The 16,549-nt window shown below is 44.6% G+C and carries 18 protein-coding genes; 9 read left to right on the plus strand and 9 right to left on the minus strand.

What is annotated here, in order from left to right; all coding sequences use genetic code 11:
- Nucleotides 1-190: 190 nt before the first annotated feature.
- A complete protein-coding gene (locus HUB64_RS14765; protein WP_173246693.1) occupies nt 191-604 on the minus strand; it encodes a GNAT family N-acetyltransferase in 414 nt (137 codons plus the stop codon).
- Between the two features lie 119 nt (nt 605-723).
- On the opposite strand from HUB64_RS14765, the gene HUB64_RS14770 reads away from it, so the two are divergent.
- The 6 genes from HUB64_RS14770 (at nt 724) to HUB64_RS14795 (ending at nt 6,960) form a co-directional block, all read left to right on the plus strand.
- Nucleotides 724-1,119 (plus strand): SirB2 family protein, encoded by a 396-nt coding sequence (locus tag HUB64_RS14770; protein ID WP_006080263.1) that lies wholly within the window; start codon nt 724-726, stop codon nt 1,117-1,119.
- A complete protein-coding gene (locus HUB64_RS14775) occupies nt 1,119-1,907 on the plus strand; it encodes a SirB1 family protein (protein ID WP_105250146.1) in 789 nt (262 codons plus the stop codon). Before HUB64_RS14770 ends, HUB64_RS14775 begins: the two co-directional genes overlap by 1 nt.
- A gap of 156 nt (nt 1,908-2,063) precedes the next feature.
- Nucleotides 2,064-3,311: a DUF819 domain-containing protein gene (locus HUB64_RS14780; protein ID WP_173497288.1), complete on the plus strand. Its 1,248-nt coding sequence runs from the start codon at nt 2,064-2,066 to the stop codon at nt 3,309-3,311.
- 58 nt (nt 3,312-3,369) lie between these two features.
- Nucleotides 3,370-4,218, plus strand: a complete 849-nt coding sequence (gene kdsA, locus HUB64_RS14785) for a 3-deoxy-8-phosphooctulonate synthase (RefSeq protein ID WP_113939761.1) — start codon at nt 3,370-3,372, stop codon at nt 4,216-4,218.
- A 188-nt stretch (nt 4,219-4,406) separates the two neighbouring features.
- Nucleotides 4,407-5,279: a DMT family transporter gene (locus HUB64_RS14790; protein ID WP_105250143.1), complete on the plus strand. Its 873-nt coding sequence runs from the start codon at nt 4,407-4,409 to the stop codon at nt 5,277-5,279.
- 160 nt (nt 5,280-5,439) lie between these two features.
- Entirely contained in the window at nt 5,440-6,960 is a 1,521-nt protein-coding gene (locus HUB64_RS14795; protein ID WP_173246690.1) for an EAL domain-containing protein, read from the plus strand.
- An 89-nt stretch (nt 6,961-7,049) separates the two neighbouring features.
- On the opposite strand, the gene HUB64_RS14800 is transcribed toward HUB64_RS14795, so the two are convergent.
- The 4 genes from HUB64_RS14800 to HUB64_RS14815 all read right to left on the minus strand — a co-directional run bounded on the left by HUB64_RS14800 (nt 7,050) and on the right by HUB64_RS14815 (nt 10,418).
- Entirely contained in the window at nt 7,050-8,363 is a 1,314-nt protein-coding gene (locus tag HUB64_RS14800; RefSeq protein ID WP_173497289.1) for an ammonium transporter, read from the minus strand.
- Nucleotides 8,360-8,698 carry a P-II family nitrogen regulator gene (locus tag HUB64_RS14805; RefSeq protein WP_105250140.1) on the minus strand — a complete coding sequence of 113 codons (339 nt, stop codon included), beginning with the start codon at nt 8,696-8,698 and terminating at the stop codon, nt 8,360-8,362. The genes HUB64_RS14800 and HUB64_RS14805 overlap by 4 nt, the downstream gene beginning before the upstream one ends.
- Before the next feature lie 350 nt (nt 8,699-9,048).
- Nucleotides 9,049-10,005 (minus strand): ketopantoate reductase family protein, encoded by a 957-nt coding sequence (locus tag HUB64_RS14810; RefSeq protein WP_105250139.1) that lies wholly within the window; start codon nt 10,003-10,005, stop codon nt 9,049-9,051.
- Between the two features lie 50 nt (nt 10,006-10,055).
- Nucleotides 10,056-10,418, minus strand: a complete 363-nt coding sequence (locus tag HUB64_RS14815) for a VanZ family protein (RefSeq protein ID WP_173246685.1) — start codon at nt 10,416-10,418, stop codon at nt 10,056-10,058.
- 155 nt (nt 10,419-10,573) lie between these two features.
- Between HUB64_RS14815 and HUB64_RS14820 the strand changes: the two genes are divergently transcribed.
- Nucleotides 10,574-11,059 carry a YajQ family cyclic di-GMP-binding protein gene (locus tag HUB64_RS14820; protein WP_006080274.1) on the plus strand — a complete coding sequence of 162 codons (486 nt, stop codon included), beginning with the start codon at nt 10,574-10,576 and terminating at the stop codon, nt 11,057-11,059.
- Nucleotides 11,060-11,180: 121 nt separating this feature from the next.
- On the opposite strand, the gene HUB64_RS14825 is transcribed toward HUB64_RS14820, so the two are convergent.
- The 4 genes from HUB64_RS14825 to HUB64_RS14840 all read right to left on the minus strand — a co-directional run bounded on the left by HUB64_RS14825 (nt 11,181) and on the right by HUB64_RS14840 (nt 14,455).
- Nucleotides 11,181-12,596 (minus strand): MFS transporter, encoded by a 1,416-nt coding sequence (locus tag HUB64_RS14825; protein WP_105250137.1) that lies wholly within the window; start codon nt 12,594-12,596, stop codon nt 11,181-11,183.
- A 284-nt stretch (nt 12,597-12,880) separates the two neighbouring features.
- Nucleotides 12,881-13,201 (minus strand): hypothetical protein, encoded by a 321-nt coding sequence (locus tag HUB64_RS14830; protein WP_028761869.1) that lies wholly within the window; start codon nt 13,199-13,201, stop codon nt 12,881-12,883.
- A gap of 73 nt (nt 13,202-13,274) precedes the next feature.
- Entirely contained in the window at nt 13,275-13,859 is a 585-nt protein-coding gene (locus HUB64_RS14835) for a peptidylprolyl isomerase (protein WP_173497290.1), read from the minus strand.
- Between the two features lie 29 nt (nt 13,860-13,888).
- Nucleotides 13,889-14,455: a YajG family lipoprotein gene (locus HUB64_RS14840; RefSeq protein ID WP_105250136.1), complete on the minus strand. Its 567-nt coding sequence runs from the start codon at nt 14,453-14,455 to the stop codon at nt 13,889-13,891.
- A 188-nt stretch (nt 14,456-14,643) separates the two neighbouring features.
- On the opposite strand from HUB64_RS14840, the gene HUB64_RS14845 reads away from it, so the two are divergent.
- Nucleotides 14,644-15,207: a porin family protein gene (locus HUB64_RS14845; protein ID WP_173497291.1), complete on the plus strand. Its 564-nt coding sequence runs from the start codon at nt 14,644-14,646 to the stop codon at nt 15,205-15,207.
- Between the two features lie 215 nt (nt 15,208-15,422).
- A complete protein-coding gene (locus HUB64_RS14850; protein ID WP_173497292.1) occupies nt 15,423-16,454 on the plus strand; it encodes a DUF2804 domain-containing protein in 1,032 nt (343 codons plus the stop codon).
- The last annotated feature ends 95 nt before the right edge of the window (nt 16,455-16,549 follow it).

The following is a 16,549-nucleotide window of genomic DNA, read 5'->3' on the forward strand; positions in this document are numbered from 1 at the left end:
ATTCAATTGGATCGCTTTGGCTGAGGACGTCTGTCCTATGTCTTATTTTTCCGTTTGTAGCTTTGCGAGTAAAAGGTGCGCAAATCATTAACCACTCGCAATTAGCTCAAGTTCATTGAAGCGGTCTGAGTTAGATATCAGAAATGGTAGCCTAAGCATTGGGTTCGGTTATGACCGCTGACCTTAAACATCACAACACTTTTACCATAAAAAATTTACTGCCGGTTTCTGGGTAGGCTTGTTGTATCCACTGCACGCGATAGTCGTGGCGCTCATAAAAGGGCTTAGCTTGAAAATCTAAGGTATCGAGTAGAGCAAATTGGCAGCCGCGTTCTTTTGCTTGGCTTTCTGCGGCTAACAATAAGTGCGTGCCGATACTTTGGTGTCTTAAAGAATCATCGACCCACAGATAATCGATTAACAACCAATTGCCGAAGGTTTTACCGCTGATCCCTGCTAACAGTTTACCTTCGGGGTCCTGTAGTTTGAGTCCGAGATTTTTACGGCTAAGCCCCTGCCATTGGACTTGGTTGAACTCGACAATTTTTTGTTTTACAGCGTCGGCGAACTCGGTTGATTCATCATTAATTAAGCTTAAATTCATCGTCACTTCTCGTTTTATTTTTTATGATGTTAGCTCTGAATATCTAGGCTGATAGGCATTGGTATGCCGCCAAGGATTAGGGTAAACTAGCGCCTTTGTCACTGGCCATAAGTATCGTAATGGAAACTTTTTACAGTCTATATCCTGCGGTTAAACATCTGCATTTTACCTTTATCGCGTTGAGCGTGTTACTGCTTACCGTTCGCTTTGTCCTGCATCTTCGCCAATCGGCTCTGATGGAGAAGAAACTGCTCAAGATAGCGCCCCATGTTATCGACACTTTCCTACTGCTGTCGGGCTTAACTTTGTGTTTTATGATCCAGCAATTTCCTTTTGTGGATCCTTGGATGACCGAAAAAATCGGTGCTGTAGTTGCTTACATTGTCCTAGGCGCCATTGCCATAAAAGCGAATAGAAACAAATTGTTCAAAGTGTTTGCTTACTTAGGCGCGATAGGTTGGTTGGTTTATGCTGCTAAATTGGCTCATTTTAAACAAGCGGTATTATTGGGTTAATGGGTAACTACACTCTGCAAGATGGCATTTCATTGCCCGAGTCGGCATTGGATGTAGGTGCGCACCTTGGATTTTCTAAACTTGAAGCCGCTAAATGGGCTTGGTTTGAAATGGCGGGAGCTGTATTAAGTCATTACTTGGTTGATCAACAACAGCGTTTTAATGCGCTGTTGCATTGGTTTTACGAGGATTTAGGTTTTTGTGTTCGTGAGAACTACTTCAGTACAGAGGCGGCAGATTTAGGTACTTGCTTAATTAGTCGCCAAGGTAATAGTACAACGCTGGCGACGGTATTGATGTTGCTGGCGAAGCAGTTAGATCTTGAACTCGAACCCATATTGCTACCTGGCAATACGGTGCTGCGTTGTAAGATTGGCGGTGAAGTGAGTTATTTGGATCCTTTAACGGGCAAGGAACTCACCCGTCACCAGTTGCACGTGTTAGTGCGCGGCGAGTTAGGTAATGCTGCTGAGCTTAAGGCTAGTTACTTAAAGCCTGCAACGGTGAAAAAACTGCTGACGCGTATGCTGCATGAGCTTAAGGCGGGTTGCATTGTGTCGCATCAATTTGAGGCAGCGATGGAGTGTTGCAGCCTGCTGTTGCAATGGCATGTTGACGATGTGCATTTGAATCGTGAGCGGGCGTTTATTGCACAGCAGTTGGGTTGTATTAATGTGGCCGCCGCCGATCTGCAGCATTTTGTTGATAATAGTCCTCACGATCCCGTGATCGAGATAGTGAAGATGCAGCTCAAAGAATTAAACGAACACGCCGAGGTTTATCACTAAAGCAGAGCCTTTCGGGGCTCTTCTTATTTATTCAACTTTTATTAACGAATTCAATCCGCAAAAATAATAACACTGGGCAGATGGAAGTTTGACCCAGGGACTTAAAAGTTAAGTCTCTAATAAAAATAATAACTGTATCAACAGGGAGAAATTAGCATGACAAGCACGGCTTTAGTGACGAACGATGCCACGGCGTTAGGAATACTCGCGACAATTCTAGGTTTTGTATTTTATACCAGTAGCAGTAGTCATCCTTTTTGGCAGAAGTTTTATCGTTTTATTCCCGCACTTTTATTGTGCTATTTCTTGCCATCGTTATTGAATACCTTTGGGGTAATCGATGGTAATACCTCACAACTGTATTTTGTAGCATCCCGTTATTTGCTGCCAGCTTGTTTAGTATTATTGATTTTAAGCGTTGATTTAAAAGCTATTTTAAGTTTAGGGCCGAAAGCTTTGATCATGTTTTTAACCGGCACTGTCGGTATCGTTATCGGCGGCCCTATCGCCTTGTTGCTGGTGTCGGTTATTGAACCTTCTTTAATTGGGGTCGATGGCCCCGATGCGGTATGGCGTGGTATGACGACCTTAGCGGGGAGCTGGATTGGTGGGGGCGCAAACCAAGCTGCAATGAAAGAGATTTATGACGTGGGCGGTAATATTTTCTCTGTGATGGTGACAGTCGATGTGATAGTCGCCAATATTTGGATGGCAGTGCTGCTGTTTCTTGCCTCAAAAGCGAAAGAGATCGATGCTAAAACCGGTGCAGATACTTCTGCTATTGAAGCGTTAAAAGATAAAGTTGAAAAGTATCACGCTGAAAATGCACGCATTCCTAATCTGCGCGATCTTATGCTGATTGTCGCTGTAGGCTTTGGTATCACAGGTATTACTCATATCGCCGCTGATTTTCTGGGGCCATTTTTTGAAGTGAACTATCCTTGGACCGCAGATTACAGTTTAACCTCTAAATTTTTCTGGCTAGTGGTGATAGTCACAACGATTGGTTTGGCGATGTCATTCAGCCCAGTGCGTCATTTAGAGGCGGCGGGGGCATCAAAAGTGGCTTCAGCCTTCCTTTACATCTTAGTTGCGACCATTGGTCTACATATGGATGTGAGTAAGGTGCTCGATACGCCATTGTACTTTTTAATTGGTATTGTGTGGATGATCGTTCACGCAAGCTTTATGTTACTGGTGGCTAAGCTGATTAAAGCCCCGTTATTTTATATGGCCGTAGGCAGCCAAGCGAATGTGGGTGGCGCTGCGTCAGCCCCTGTAGTTGCGGCGGCATTTCACCCCGCTTTAGCACCCGTGGGCGTACTGTTAGCCGTATTAGGTTATGCGTTAGGAACCTATATGGCATGGATTTGTGGTCAAATTTTACAGTTAGTTGCGGTATAACCGCCTTAGCTCCTATTCACCGCTGGGAAAGGTTCCAGCATTTTAGAGAGAAGTTGCGATGAGTAATAAAATCATAAACCTAGGTTCAATCGAGATTGCCAACGATAAACCTTTCGTGTTGTTTGGTGGCATGAACGTGCTTGAGTCTCGCGATCTCGCTATGTCGATTGCTGAAACCTACGCCGAAGTGACTCAAAAGCTGGGGATCCCTTATATATTTAAGGCGTCTTTTGATAAGGCGAATCGTTCTTCGATCAACTCTTACCGCGGTCCAGGTATGGAGGAAGGCTTAAAGATTTTTGAAGAGATTAAAAAGACCTTTAATTTACCTTTGATCACCGATGTGCATGAAGTGCATCAGTGTGTGCCAGTGGCAGAAGTAGTTGATATTATTCAGTTACCTGCATTTCTAGCTCGCCAGACAGATTTGGTTGTCGCGATGGCAAAAACTGGCGCTATTATCAATGTGAAAAAGCCACAGTTTTTAGCACCACATGAAATGCGCCATATCATCACTAAGTTTAACGAAGCGGGTAATGACGAGATCATCTTGTGTGAACGTGGTTCAAGCTTTGGATATAACAACTTAGTCGTTGATATGTTGGGCATGGATGAGATGAAGCAATCTGGCTACCCAGTGATTTTTGATGCGACTCATGCGCTGCAGCGCCCTGGTGGTCGTGCAGATTCAGCGGGTGGACGTCGTGCACAGGCGACCGAGTTAGCGCGCAGTGGTATGGCGCTGGGTTTAGCGGGTCTATTCATTGAGGCGCACCCCGATCCTGATAACGCTAAGTGTGATGGCCCATGTGCGCTGCCTTTACATCAGTTAGAAAATTATCTGAAGCAAATGAAAGCGATCGACGATTTGGTGAAATCCTTCGAGCCAATCGATACCAGTAAGTAATCGCAAGCTAAGACTTAATGAATTAGTGACTTAATCCCAAAGCCTCGACTCGTTCGGGGCTTTTGTTTTTCAGTCGAGGAATGTGATTGGTATAGCCCCGTAGCTATCTGAAACATTAATGTTTTATGATGGGCTTTGCCTAACAATCTTGTTTTTATAGCCGACCAGATTCTTTACGGAATACCTTTATGTGGATCTTACTCACTTTGCTGGCGGCATTTATGCAGGCTTGGCGTAATGCGTTTCAAAGCCAGCTGAGTAAAGAAGTGAGTGTTGCGGGCGTGACCTTAGCGCGTTTTATTTGGGCTGGGCCGATTGCCGCCGTGTATTTGGCGAGCTTATATCTTTGGCAGGATGTCGGAATCCCCGATTTTAGCGACCGTTTTATCGGTTTTATTCTCGGAGCATCGGCGATGCAAATTCTCGCGACGGGCTTGATGGTGAAACTGTTCAAGCAACAGAACTTTGCCGTTGGTGCTGGGCTAGCCAAGAGTGAAGCTGTGGTCGCGGCGATCTTAGGCACAGTGTTTTTTGGGACGCATTTATCCCTTTTAGGTTGGTCGGGAGTGTTGTTGGGTGGTGTGGCAATTTTTCTCATGAGTGCCAAACAAGGCCTGCGAAGTCTGTCGCTCAATACGGTATTGATTGGTTTAGCCTGTGGTACTTCGTTTGCGCTGACATCGCTTTGGGTACGAGAAGCGAGTTTATGTTTGAATATTGGTTTCCCCCATAGCGCAGCTTGGGTGTTGCTATTTGTGATAGGCCTACAAACTTTGCTGTTAGTCAGTTATTTGTTGCTTAAGGATAAATTTACGCTGATAGCATTATGGCAACGACCTAAGTTGACTTTACTGACAAGCATCGCCAGTTGTTTAGGTTCTATCGGTTGGTTTAGTGCTATGTCGTTGCAGGCTGTGCCCTATGTTAAAACCTTAGGTCAAGTTGAAGTTTTCTTTATGATCTTGATTGCCACCTTTTGGCTGAAGGAAAAAGTAAAGATAAAAGATATGCTAGGGTTAGTCTTAATCGCTATCGCCGCCATTTTGGTGATGTGGGAATAGACTAAATTAATAGAAGGTATGCTGGTTTTTTAGACTAAAATAGAACTCGATTCAGTGTGTTTATATCAAGCAAACATTCGCTGAGATACAAATATACACACGTCTTGCTCCATAGATTTTGATACCATTTTTAACCGAGCGCAGTGCGAGTTAAGGATATATGCGAAAAAAGTTAGCAAAATTAAATCTGCCATTATGGCAATGGCTGGCAGTCATATTGTTTCCAATTGGAATTGCTGCTGTCGCAAGTTATCTCTCTGCACAGTATTTTGTTGAAGATAAAGTCAAAGGTGTGGGGGCTATTTATGTGAGTCATATTGATACTTTGGTGTCCCATGCTAATGAAATCAGCCATTATGCATTGGCATTGAAGGATTCTGAGTGTCAAGAGTTATACAACTATATGTTGTTCCAACCCTACTTTCGCTCGGCTTTAATATATGATTCACAACATGTTTATTGCTCTTCTAAAACCGGTGATATTGATACTCCCCTGAGCATTGTTAGTGCTACCGAAAATCTTGAAATATCTAACCAGTTTATTATTACGGGCACGCCTTTTATGCCTGAGGTGCCCGCGATAGTGTCATCTAAATGGGACCCTAAATCTAAACACGGCGCTGCTGTCATTATTGAAGGACAATATTTATTAGATTCCTTTGTACAGCCCGATGTGTTTCCTAGCGCAGTTATCAATGTCGCTTTATCCATCAATGGTAAAACGATTCCTGAATCACTCGAGTTTATCAAAAATGAGGTAATGACTTTAGATTCTGAGGATCATCGTTTTTCGGTGTTACTAGAAATGTCACCTGCTTTTTTTAGGCATTTTTTTTGGATATTTTTTGCCATCTCATTACCCTTTAGCATTATTTTGATTACGGGTTCTATCTTGTTTGTGCTCTATTCACGGTTATCTCGTCACTCCCTTGCTGATGATATTCGTAGCGGGATAGAGAACGAAGAGTTCTTTTTGGTTTATCAACCTGTGATCTGTGCTGAGGACGGCAAGGCCAAAGGAGTCGAGGCATTAGTGCGTTGGCAGCACCCACAAATGGGCTTAGTGCGGCCTGATTTGTTTATTCCTATCGCCGAAGAGAGCAAGCTGATTGTTCCATTGACCAATTATATCTTCGAAAAGGCATTAAAAGATTTTGCTAATATGAAGGTTGAATCGGGCTTTAGAGTCGCGTTCAACGTGGCGCCAGAGCATTTTACCCAAGATGATATCGAGTCGAAATTTATTCATCTGCGGGATTCTTTGGATCGTATTGGCGTTAAGCCTTTAATCGAAATCACCGAACGGCAATTATTAACGCCGGATATTTGCCAGCGCATTGAAAGCTTACGCCAGTTGGGGATTTTAGTGGCTATCGATGACTTTGGTACTGGGCAAACAACCTTATCTTTGTTACAAACCATGCCATTGGATTACTTGAAAATCGACAAATGCTTCATCGATACCATAGGGCAGGACTCTGTGACTTCCCACGTGCTCGATACCATTATCGAGCTCTCCCACAAGATGAATTATGTGGTGGTGGCTGAAGGGGTTGAAACCCAGGAGCAGGCGGACTATTTGACCAGTCGCCAAGTCCATTTTTTACAAGGTTATCTCTTTGCTAAGCCGATGAAGCTGGCGGATTTAAAGTTATGGTTAGTCGAACATTTCAAAAAGTAGCATCATGATGTAAGTCAGCCATCAGGGCGCCTTGGTGCCCTTATGGCTATTGAACTGTCTTAACTAAAGGTTCTGGCTCGAGGTTCTGATTAAAGGCTATAACCCGTTTCTTCGTGTTCCGATAAATCTAAGCCGTTAACTTCTTGTTCTGTGCTGACGCGAAGGCCGCCAAGTAGCTTACGGATGATCACAAACAGCAACCAAGTGACCACCGCAGTATAAGTGAATGTCGCTGCAACCCCGATAATCTGTACCCCAAGTTGGTCTATCATAGTGTTGTTCATAGTCGCAAAACCGTAGCCGCTAAAAACGCCTAATTGGGTCGAGCTAAAGACTCCTGCCAAAAGAGTACCAAGAATACCGCCGACACCGTGCACGGGGAAAACGTCTAAGGAGTCATCGATTTTAAGTTTCTGTTTGATATAAACCGTTGAGTAAAAACACACGATTCCACCGAGTAAACCTATGACTAAGGCGCCTGCTGGGCCAACATAACCAGAGGCGGGAGTGATAGTGCCTAAGCCCGCTACCATGCCTGTGACTATGCCAAGGGCGCTGGGTTTACCAAACTTAATCCACTCAATTGCCGCCCATGTCATCGCGCCCATAGAAGCGGCGAGATGAGTGGCTAGAATCGCCATGGCTGCGGTGCCATTAGCGCCGAGCGCACTGCCACCGTTAAAACCGAACCAACCCACCCACAGCATGCCCGCACCTGTGACAGTCATCGTCAGGTTGTGCGGCATAATCGCCGAGTTTAAAAATCCTTTGCGTGGACCTAGCACTTTAGCGGCCACGAGCGCAGCAACCCCTGCGGTGATATGCACCACGGTTCCGCCCGCGAAATCATACAGTCCTAGCTGTGCTAACCAGCCACCGCCCCAAACCCAGTGGGTGATCGGCGCATAAACCAGTAATAACCAAGTACCTGAAAAGATAAGCACAGCTGAAAACTTCATTCGCTCGGCAAAACCACCGATGATTAAGGCTGGCGTTATGATGGCAAAGGTCATTTGAAATAGCATAAACAGCGGCTCGGGAATATCCCCGCTAAGACTATCGCGACCAATACCTGACAGTAGTGCTTTGTCTAAGCCACCGATGAAACTGTTACCTGTGTCGAATGCGAGTGAATAACCTAGCCCGAACCATAAAACTGACACTAGGGCGGCAATAGAGAAGCATTGCATCAATATTGAAAGCACGTTTTTACTGCGAACTAAACCGCCGTAAAACAACGCTAATCCTGGCAGGGTCATCAATAACACTAATGCGGATGAGCTTAAGATCCACGCCGTATTTGCAGCGCTAAATTGACCATCATCGGCGACGGCATTCGTCGCCAATATACTGAATAATATCAATAGGTATTTAATACTGAGTCTGAAGCTCACTAGCATCATAGGGCATCAACTCCTTCTTCCGAAGTGCGAATGCGCACCACTTGTTCTAACGAAGTCACAAAGATTTTGCCATCACCCACTTTGCCCGTATGGGCTGCAGCAATAATGGCATCAATAACGGCATCTTCTTGATCGGAATGAATGGCAACTTCGAGTTTAATCTTAGGTAAAAAGTCCACTGCATATTCAGCACCACGATACAATTCCGTATGGCCCTTTTGGCGGCCAAAACCGCGTACTTCAGTGACTGTCATGCCATGGACGCTGAGCTGGGTTAAAGCTTCACGTACATCGTCTAATTTGAATGGTTTAATGATTGCGGTGACCAGTTTCAATTTTCTCTCCAACAAGCTGCAGACTCAATTTATTGGAATAAAGCAGGAATTAGGCCATATAGATAAAGCATTTATTATCATTGCGTTAACATTAAGACGCACCGAAATAGCTTAAAATTTTGGTGCAAAACAGTGCAAAGCAAAGTTAATCTGCCCTGATTTGGTGCGTATTGTTGGTGCAAGGTAAATTTGCTTGACTAGCATGAGTGCAGCAAAAGCCGAGTGAGTATGGCGCTAGGGTAATTCGCGTTTTAATGTGGTAAATAAAAAGTGAGGATTCAGCAAAAAATTAAAAATTATTTAAATTAAACATACTGTTATATTTAGTTTTGTTATGTGAGTTTTCTTGCTTAAGCTTCTAGCTGTTTGATGCGCGCCCAGAGGTCAGCATTAACTGGCGCACTTAAACCGTGCGCTTGTGCACGCTCACAGATATAACCATTAATTTGGTCTATCTCAGTTCGTCTTTGGTGTGCAATATCTTGGTGCATCGATGAGGAATTCCCCGCAGTGAGGCGGATCACCTGATAGACCCTGTCGTGTAACAATTGTTTATCGAGAGGCACGCCCTCGAGTGTGGCAACCGTGACTAACTCGTCGAGAATGCCTTTAATCATGTCACTAAAACCTGGCTCGGCGAGTGTGCCATTAGGACATTGATATAGTGCTGTAAGTGGATTAATCGCGGCATTAACGGCGAGTTTCTGCCATAGACAAGGCACAATGGCATCCACCCATTCACTGTTTGGGATAGCCGCCAGTAAAGCATTGCGATAATGCTCAGTGAGCTCTGTACCTGCAAAATGCCCAAATTGAGTTAGCCCTTGTCCAGTTTGCCTAATTTGCCAACGGGCTTGACGTAACACCCCTTGGGAAGTTGTCCCTAGGCTTAGCCCTCTGCCATCAGCTTGCGCATCAATTAGCGGCGCTAGGGCTAAATGAGGTCCCATTCCATTGTGTAACAACAAAATGTGGCATTGTCTGGGCAGTTGGTTGAGTAAGGGCAAAAGTGCATCGAGCACTTGATAGGCTTTGACGCAGACAATCACTAGGCGGATATTATCGAGCGCATTGGCCGCTAAGATAGGCACAGAATACTGGAGTGCTTGTGTTTTCTGTTGATTATCATTGGCCGGCGCTAATGGAGTGACGCTAAGTGTCTGCTGTATAGATGCAATTGAATCGCGGCCGATAAGACCAACACCCATGCCCGCTGTCGTCAGTTGGTGGCAAATAAGCTGTCCAACGGCACCAGCACCTAAAATCGCAATATCCACCACGCGATTTATGTTCACAGCATGAGTCATATCTGTAGCCTTAAGGTATCTGTTATCAGTACCAGTTTGAAGCGCCTGAGTTAATCTTCTCGTAATTGCGCTGCGCGGAAGTATTTGCCATAGGCCCAATTGCAAAAGTAAAACAGTGCAATACCCGAAAAGTCGGCAATAACATCACCCACAGAAGCGCTACGGTAGGGCAAACGTGATTGCACTAACTCAATTAAAATGGCGTAGCTTGCCAGTGTGAGAGATAACCAATACCACTTAGGTTTGAAAGCAAGATAGGCGAGATAGGAGAGGCAAAAAAAGCTCCCAAGATGGCCTACCTTGTCGATATTCGGAATACTTTGCGAATAGGTTGGTCTGGAAAATACCAGATAACTGATCACGACAAAGGCTACGGCTAAAGCCAGCTTAAATAGGGTATTTTTAGTTATCACAAATATGTTTGTATTAGCTTAGAGTGGGGCAATGATAGGAAAATGTGTGGCTAAAGTCACCCATGATTACGCTTTTATTCTAGGCTTTACCTTCAACTTAGGCCTGTGTGTGGGTAAACTAGCTGCATATTAATTTGATATGGGACATAAAAACTATGCCTTCAATGGATATTGTGTCAGAAGTGAATGAAGTTGAACTGCGTAATGCGGTTGATAATACTAAGCGTGAGCTGGCGACACGTTTCGATTTTCGCGGTAAAACGGCTGACGTGGAATATAAGGACCATGTGGTCACGTTAACCGCTGAAGATGACTTCCAATGCCAACAATTAGTGGACATTTTACGTATGCAACTGAGCAAACGTAATGTGGATCCGTCTTCGATGGAAGTCGATGAGAAAGCCATCCACAGCGGTAAAACCTTCTCCCTAAAAGTGAAGTTTAAAGAAGGTATAGAAACCTTAATTGCTAAAAAACTGGTCAAGCTAATTAAAGACAGCAAACTTAAAGTGCAAGCGTCTATTCAGGGCGAGAAAGTACGAGTTACAGGTAAAAAACGTGACGATTTACAAGCTGTCATGGCGTTGGCACGTGAGTCTGAGTTAGGCCAGCCTTTCCAATTTGATAACTTTAAAGATTAATCGAGCAGAATTGGTTTAACGTGATGCAGTATCGCGTTTGCCATTTCGTCTTTAAATGTAAAAGCCCTCACACTAAGGTGTGAGGGCTTTTTTATATTGATGGCATAAGTGCTATGAGACCTTAATCCGATTTTGTTGGTGCACTTTTTGACGAATCATCCATTAATGATGTGCTTGGATGCGGCGCATACTTGTTGACTAAGACAACCAAAAACAACACCGGAAAGCCAATAACACTGGCGGCGACAAAGAAGTTCACATAACCAAATGCGTCGACATAAGCGCCCGAGAAGCCCGCGATAAATTTAGGGAAAAGCAACATAATCGAAGACAGTAAGGCATATTGCGTTGCACTGTAGCCGTTGCTAGTGAGACTCGAGAGATAGGCAATAAATGCCGCCGTGGCTATCCCAGCGCTGAAGTTATCCACTGAAATAGCAAAGGTTAAAAAGGGCACGTTGTAGCCAATCACTGCCTGCCACGCGAATAGCAGATTGGTTACGGCAACCAGTAAGGCACCGAGGAAAAGGATTTTCATAGTTCCGAAGCGAGCTAACAGAACGCCGCCAAAGGCTGCGCCGACTAAGGTCATGATCAGGCCATAGATTTTACTTAAATAGGCAATTTCTTCCTTAGTGAATCCCATGTCCACATAAAAGACGTTCGCCATAATCCCCATCACAATATCCGAGATCCGGTAGCAAGAAATCAGTAATAAGATGAGGATAGCGCTGCGGCCATAGCGTTTGAAAAAGTCGATAAAGGGTAAAATACTGGCCGTATATACCCAAGATATGCCCGCTGCGATAATTCTAGGATAACGGGCACTTAAGCGTTGTTTTAGCGCTAATTCAGTGGCATCGGCGGCGCGGGTATCGACTTCGGGTTCGCGGCTAAAAAGCGTGGTCAAAATCCCAACAGACATCAAGCCCGCCATAATCAGGTAAGAAGTTTGCCATGCCACTAAGTTGTATGCCGTGTTACCGGGTTCAACCCAAGCCGCTATGGTTAGCGCGCCTGCGGTGGCGATAATCATGGCGCTGCGATAACCCACTTGATAGGCCGCTGCTAGTGCGGCTTGCATCTTTTCTGGGGCTGATTCAATCCGAAAGGCATCAATAACAATATCTTGGGTGGCTGAGGCAAAGGCGACCATTAACGCGAACAGTGCCAAGCGCTCGAGATCTTTGAGAGGGTCACTAAAAGACATGCCTAAGATGGCACCAACCAATAACAACTGAGCGAACAGCATCCAGCTACGGCGGCGGCCTAGAAATCGAGTTAGCAGCGGCAATGAAAGCCGATCGACTAAGGGTGACCAAGCCCATTTAAACGCATAGGCTAAGGCTATCCAGCTGAAATAACCGATTGAAGTGCGATCAACACCAGCTTCACGCAACCAAAAGGATAACGTTGAAAATACTAGCATTAATGGTAGACCAGCAGAAAAACCCAGTAATAACAGGATCAAAACCCGCTTGTGATAATAGACACTGAGGGCATCGAGTGTACGTTGAATAAAACCTGTTGCGGACATAGGCATGAGTCTAAGTGTTTAATCCGCTTAGCTTACGGGTAAGGTGCCATAGGATTCAAGGGCTAATGGTATTCCTTTTACTTTGGAGTCCCGTTTAGCACTATAAGATGGTTGAATATGGCTCGAGAGTTAACTGCTTGTAGCTAAAAGTTTACCGCTTATCTTTATCGCTAGCATAGATCTTGATAGTAAGGAGAGCGTAATAATGTACACACGAGGAATTGGTTTACGAAATAAAAAAGGCCCTATTACAGGGCCATTTTTTATCGATAGGAATGCTGAACTTAAGGTCTTATCCCGATGCATCCCTGCGGCACTCGGCCGCCTAAACTCAGATAGTCACAGCAATCATTTACTTGCTTACGCAGATATTGATTACCGCGGATCACACAGTCAGGCCACCTGTTAAAGCTGTGGAGCAAGTGCCAAAACACTTTTTCAGTTTCAGTTTGCGCTTCGCCAGTCGAATTCAGTTGCTGCCATTCTTCTAACGTGTCCCATAAGTAAAGTTGCACTTCATGGAAGTCGAGTTCTTCACTCAAAAACGCTTTTCCATAGAAGGCGAGTTGGGGCGCTTTATTATCGATGAACTCAGTTGCCGTCATCGTTTGCCTCCTTTCTGTTTACTATCACAGTATAGATGCAAAATTAGCGCTTTTGCTCGAAATTATATTTTGATTACTGTTTTGGTAATAACTTGGCTTTTTTCAATATGATAGGGGTAACAGGAACATCGGGCCAATTGAGCTTAGTGTTAGTTCCTGTCTCAACGACAGCCATAGCTTCGAGGACAGTTTTACCTTCAATCACTTCACCAAATACGGCATAACCCCAACGACGTTTAGAGGGATCGAGCTTAGTGTTGTCGGCTACGTTAAAGTAGAACTGACGAGTGGCTGAGTGCGGCTCGTTTTCACGTGCCATGGCGATCGTGCCCATGCTATTTGTTAGGCCATTTCCTGATTCGTTGACTATCGGCTTACCCTCAGGCAGCTCTTCATACTTGGGGGTGAGTCCGCCGCCTTGCACCACAAAGTCACTGATCACGCGGTGAAATATTGTGTTGTCGTATTCGCCTTTAACGACATGAGTTAAAAAGTTATCGACAGTGATTGGTGCACGAGTTCTATCTAGCTCGACCACGATTTTGCCTAAGCTAGTATCAAATTCGACTCTGGGATACAAGGTATCGGCCTGAATGTCGAGTGCGAGGCTATGATGACTCATAAAGATGAGTAAGAGGACTGATATCCAACGGAGCATATTGATTTCCTTATAATAAACTGACGCTGTTATTTTTGTAGAAACTGATTAAGCTCAGGATCGTTTAGAATCTCGCCGGTAAGTTGGCCGAGCAATTTGTTCATATCCAGTTCTAAGGTTGCAAAATCGGGCGTTAAAGGACCTTTTAAAGTGCCTTTGGCTTTATAGCGTTTAACCAGCTCTTGGGTGGAGTTTTTGGCTTGAACTGCGATTAACACACTGTGTTTTGCCTCATAGCCAAAGGTCTTTTTAGTGATATCCATTTGCAATTCTTCTAATTGAATTTGCACTGAATTAGTTGCGCTTGGGTCGATTTGGTAGCCTGCTTGAGCAAAACCTGCGCGGAATACTTCATCAAGTAACAGTTTAGGCGGTTCGCTCGGGCCAACTAAACGTGTTTTTGTCCCTTCTTCAATAAAACGAGCAACATAATCGACTGTGCGTGTATCTACCGTTTCAAGAGCGATAGGTACAAGTTGCGCCGTTTGTTGGCTGATATTGGGCACTTGAGGGCTGAAAGCCATATGAGTCGGATTTTGGCTGGCACAGCCCGCGAACAGCAGGGGGAAAGTCAAGGTCAGTAATAGCCGTTTCATGGGATCTCTCGTACAAGTAAAAGTGGCTACAGCATACCAGAAATCACTTTTGATGCCACAGAACACCGTGATTCAGTTGAGGTACAGCTTTTATTGCTAATATCTTGTGCTCATTATTCACATCCGTGTTTTCTGTGCATTCACATCATTTATTCGCATAGTTACAAGGCATGGAAGGCAGGTTAAATATGGAAAAAATATCATTCACTTCGTTATTTGTTGGCCTGATGCTGGCGTCAGGCCTGATGAGCTCCAATGCGCTCGCGGGCGATTCTGCCCATATACTGGGTGGTAGTTTAGGTTACGGTACCCAAGAATTTGAAACTAAGAACGGTAAATATGATGCGGGTGACACCTTAACCAGCGACTTATATTACCGCTATATGCTCAACGAGCATTTTGGGTTTGAGGCGGGTTATTTAGCGGGTTCAGGTGGGGTGGCGAGTGCGCTTGTTAGCGTCATCAGTGAGATAAAAGATTTACGTTACCAAGGTGTTAGAACCGCGGCTTACGGTGAGTATGCTTTGTCTCGTGGTAACAGCTTGTATGCCAAATTAGGCGCTGCTTACACTCAAGTCAGCTATGAGATAGATAAACAAGATATGGACTCGGATGATGTCGGTTTTTATGGCGCTGCAGGCTGGCAATATCGATTTAAGTCAGGATTCGGTTTGAATTTGGAATACCAATATATCCCGATGAAAGAGCTTGAATTACAGGGGATCAACTTTGGTATTAGCTACCGATTCTAATCTTTCCTTATCCAACGATTAAAGCGCCTTTAGGCGCTTTAATCGTTTTACAAACAAGGAATTTAAAACATTAAACCGAATACTGACTGGCAACAAAATGACAACATTTTGTCCTTGCACTCTTTTAATGCAATGGGGGACAGGTTAGAGTAAAAATTCGATGTTTAGAATGAGAGAGCATAGATGCTCCCGCGTCTTTTTTGTAAGGCTTAGTCATGTTAACGATAGCAACGCAAATCGCCCCAGATAACCTGATCAATCCGAAGGGGTTACCCCATTTCGGTCATTTCGATGGCATAGTCAAAACCTTAGGTTTAGCGGACTTTGCCTATTTCGATACCATGGATAAACCTGCTTCAGCGTGGGCTAAGCATTTCGATTATAAACAATTTCAGTTTGTCTCTTTGGTCACGCCGCGTTATGTCCTAGGCATCGCGCTTGCCGATATTGCTTACGTCGGCAGTGCTTTTTGTTATTTATACGATATAAAAACCAACACACTCACCCAGCTTGATTGGTTAAAACCTTTGAGGTTTGGCTATCAGATGACACCATCGCCAGCCGAGGGCCGAAGTAGTATTGGCCGTAAAGGGGCGCAGTTAAGCTTTGAGATTGTAGAGGGCGGTTGGCGGTTAGTGATTGATACTAAAAATATTCAAGCCGATGTGACTTTACACTCAGCCCCCTTAAGTTTGCCTATGGCTATGTGTAGTCCTACTGGATACAACGGCTGGACTTACACACAAAAGCATAATGGTTTGACCGTTAAAGGTAGTTTGACTGTGGGTCATGAGCCGCAGCCGCTGAATCAAGCTTTAGCAGGCTATGACTTTTCAGCGGGTTACATGCGCCGTGATACCAGTTGGCGCTGGGCGTCAATTAACGCGCGGATCCATGAGGGCATTATGGGGCTTAATTTAGCGGCGGGTGTTAATGAAACTGGGGCTACTGAAAATGTCTTTTGGATTAATGGCGAGCGTCATTTACTCGGGCAAGTGCAATTTGAGTTTGATCGCCATGCCACGCTCGGCGCCGAGGTTTGGCGAGTCTACAGTCAAAATGGCCAAGTGGATTTGCAGTTTGCGGCGCGCAATTGTCGCAGTGAAAAGCGTAATTTGCTCTTGCTTAAGAGTAATTTCCGCCAATTCATCGGTCATTTCAGTGGCACGATTACCGATAATCAAGGGCACAGTTACCAGTTAAATAATGTTCTGGGACTCGCCGAAGATCACTATGCTCGCTGGTAGCTAACGGCGACTAACGGATCGCAGCTGCCTGCGTTGTGGCGTTGAATGCGGTTTATAGAATGTAGTCAGAGTTTTTATAAAAGTAACAATAAAAA

Origin of the sequence: Shewanella sp. ISTPL2 (assembly GCF_013283205.1) — a bacterium.
GTDB lineage: Bacteria > Pseudomonadota > Gammaproteobacteria > Enterobacterales > Shewanellaceae > Shewanella > Shewanella oncorhynchi.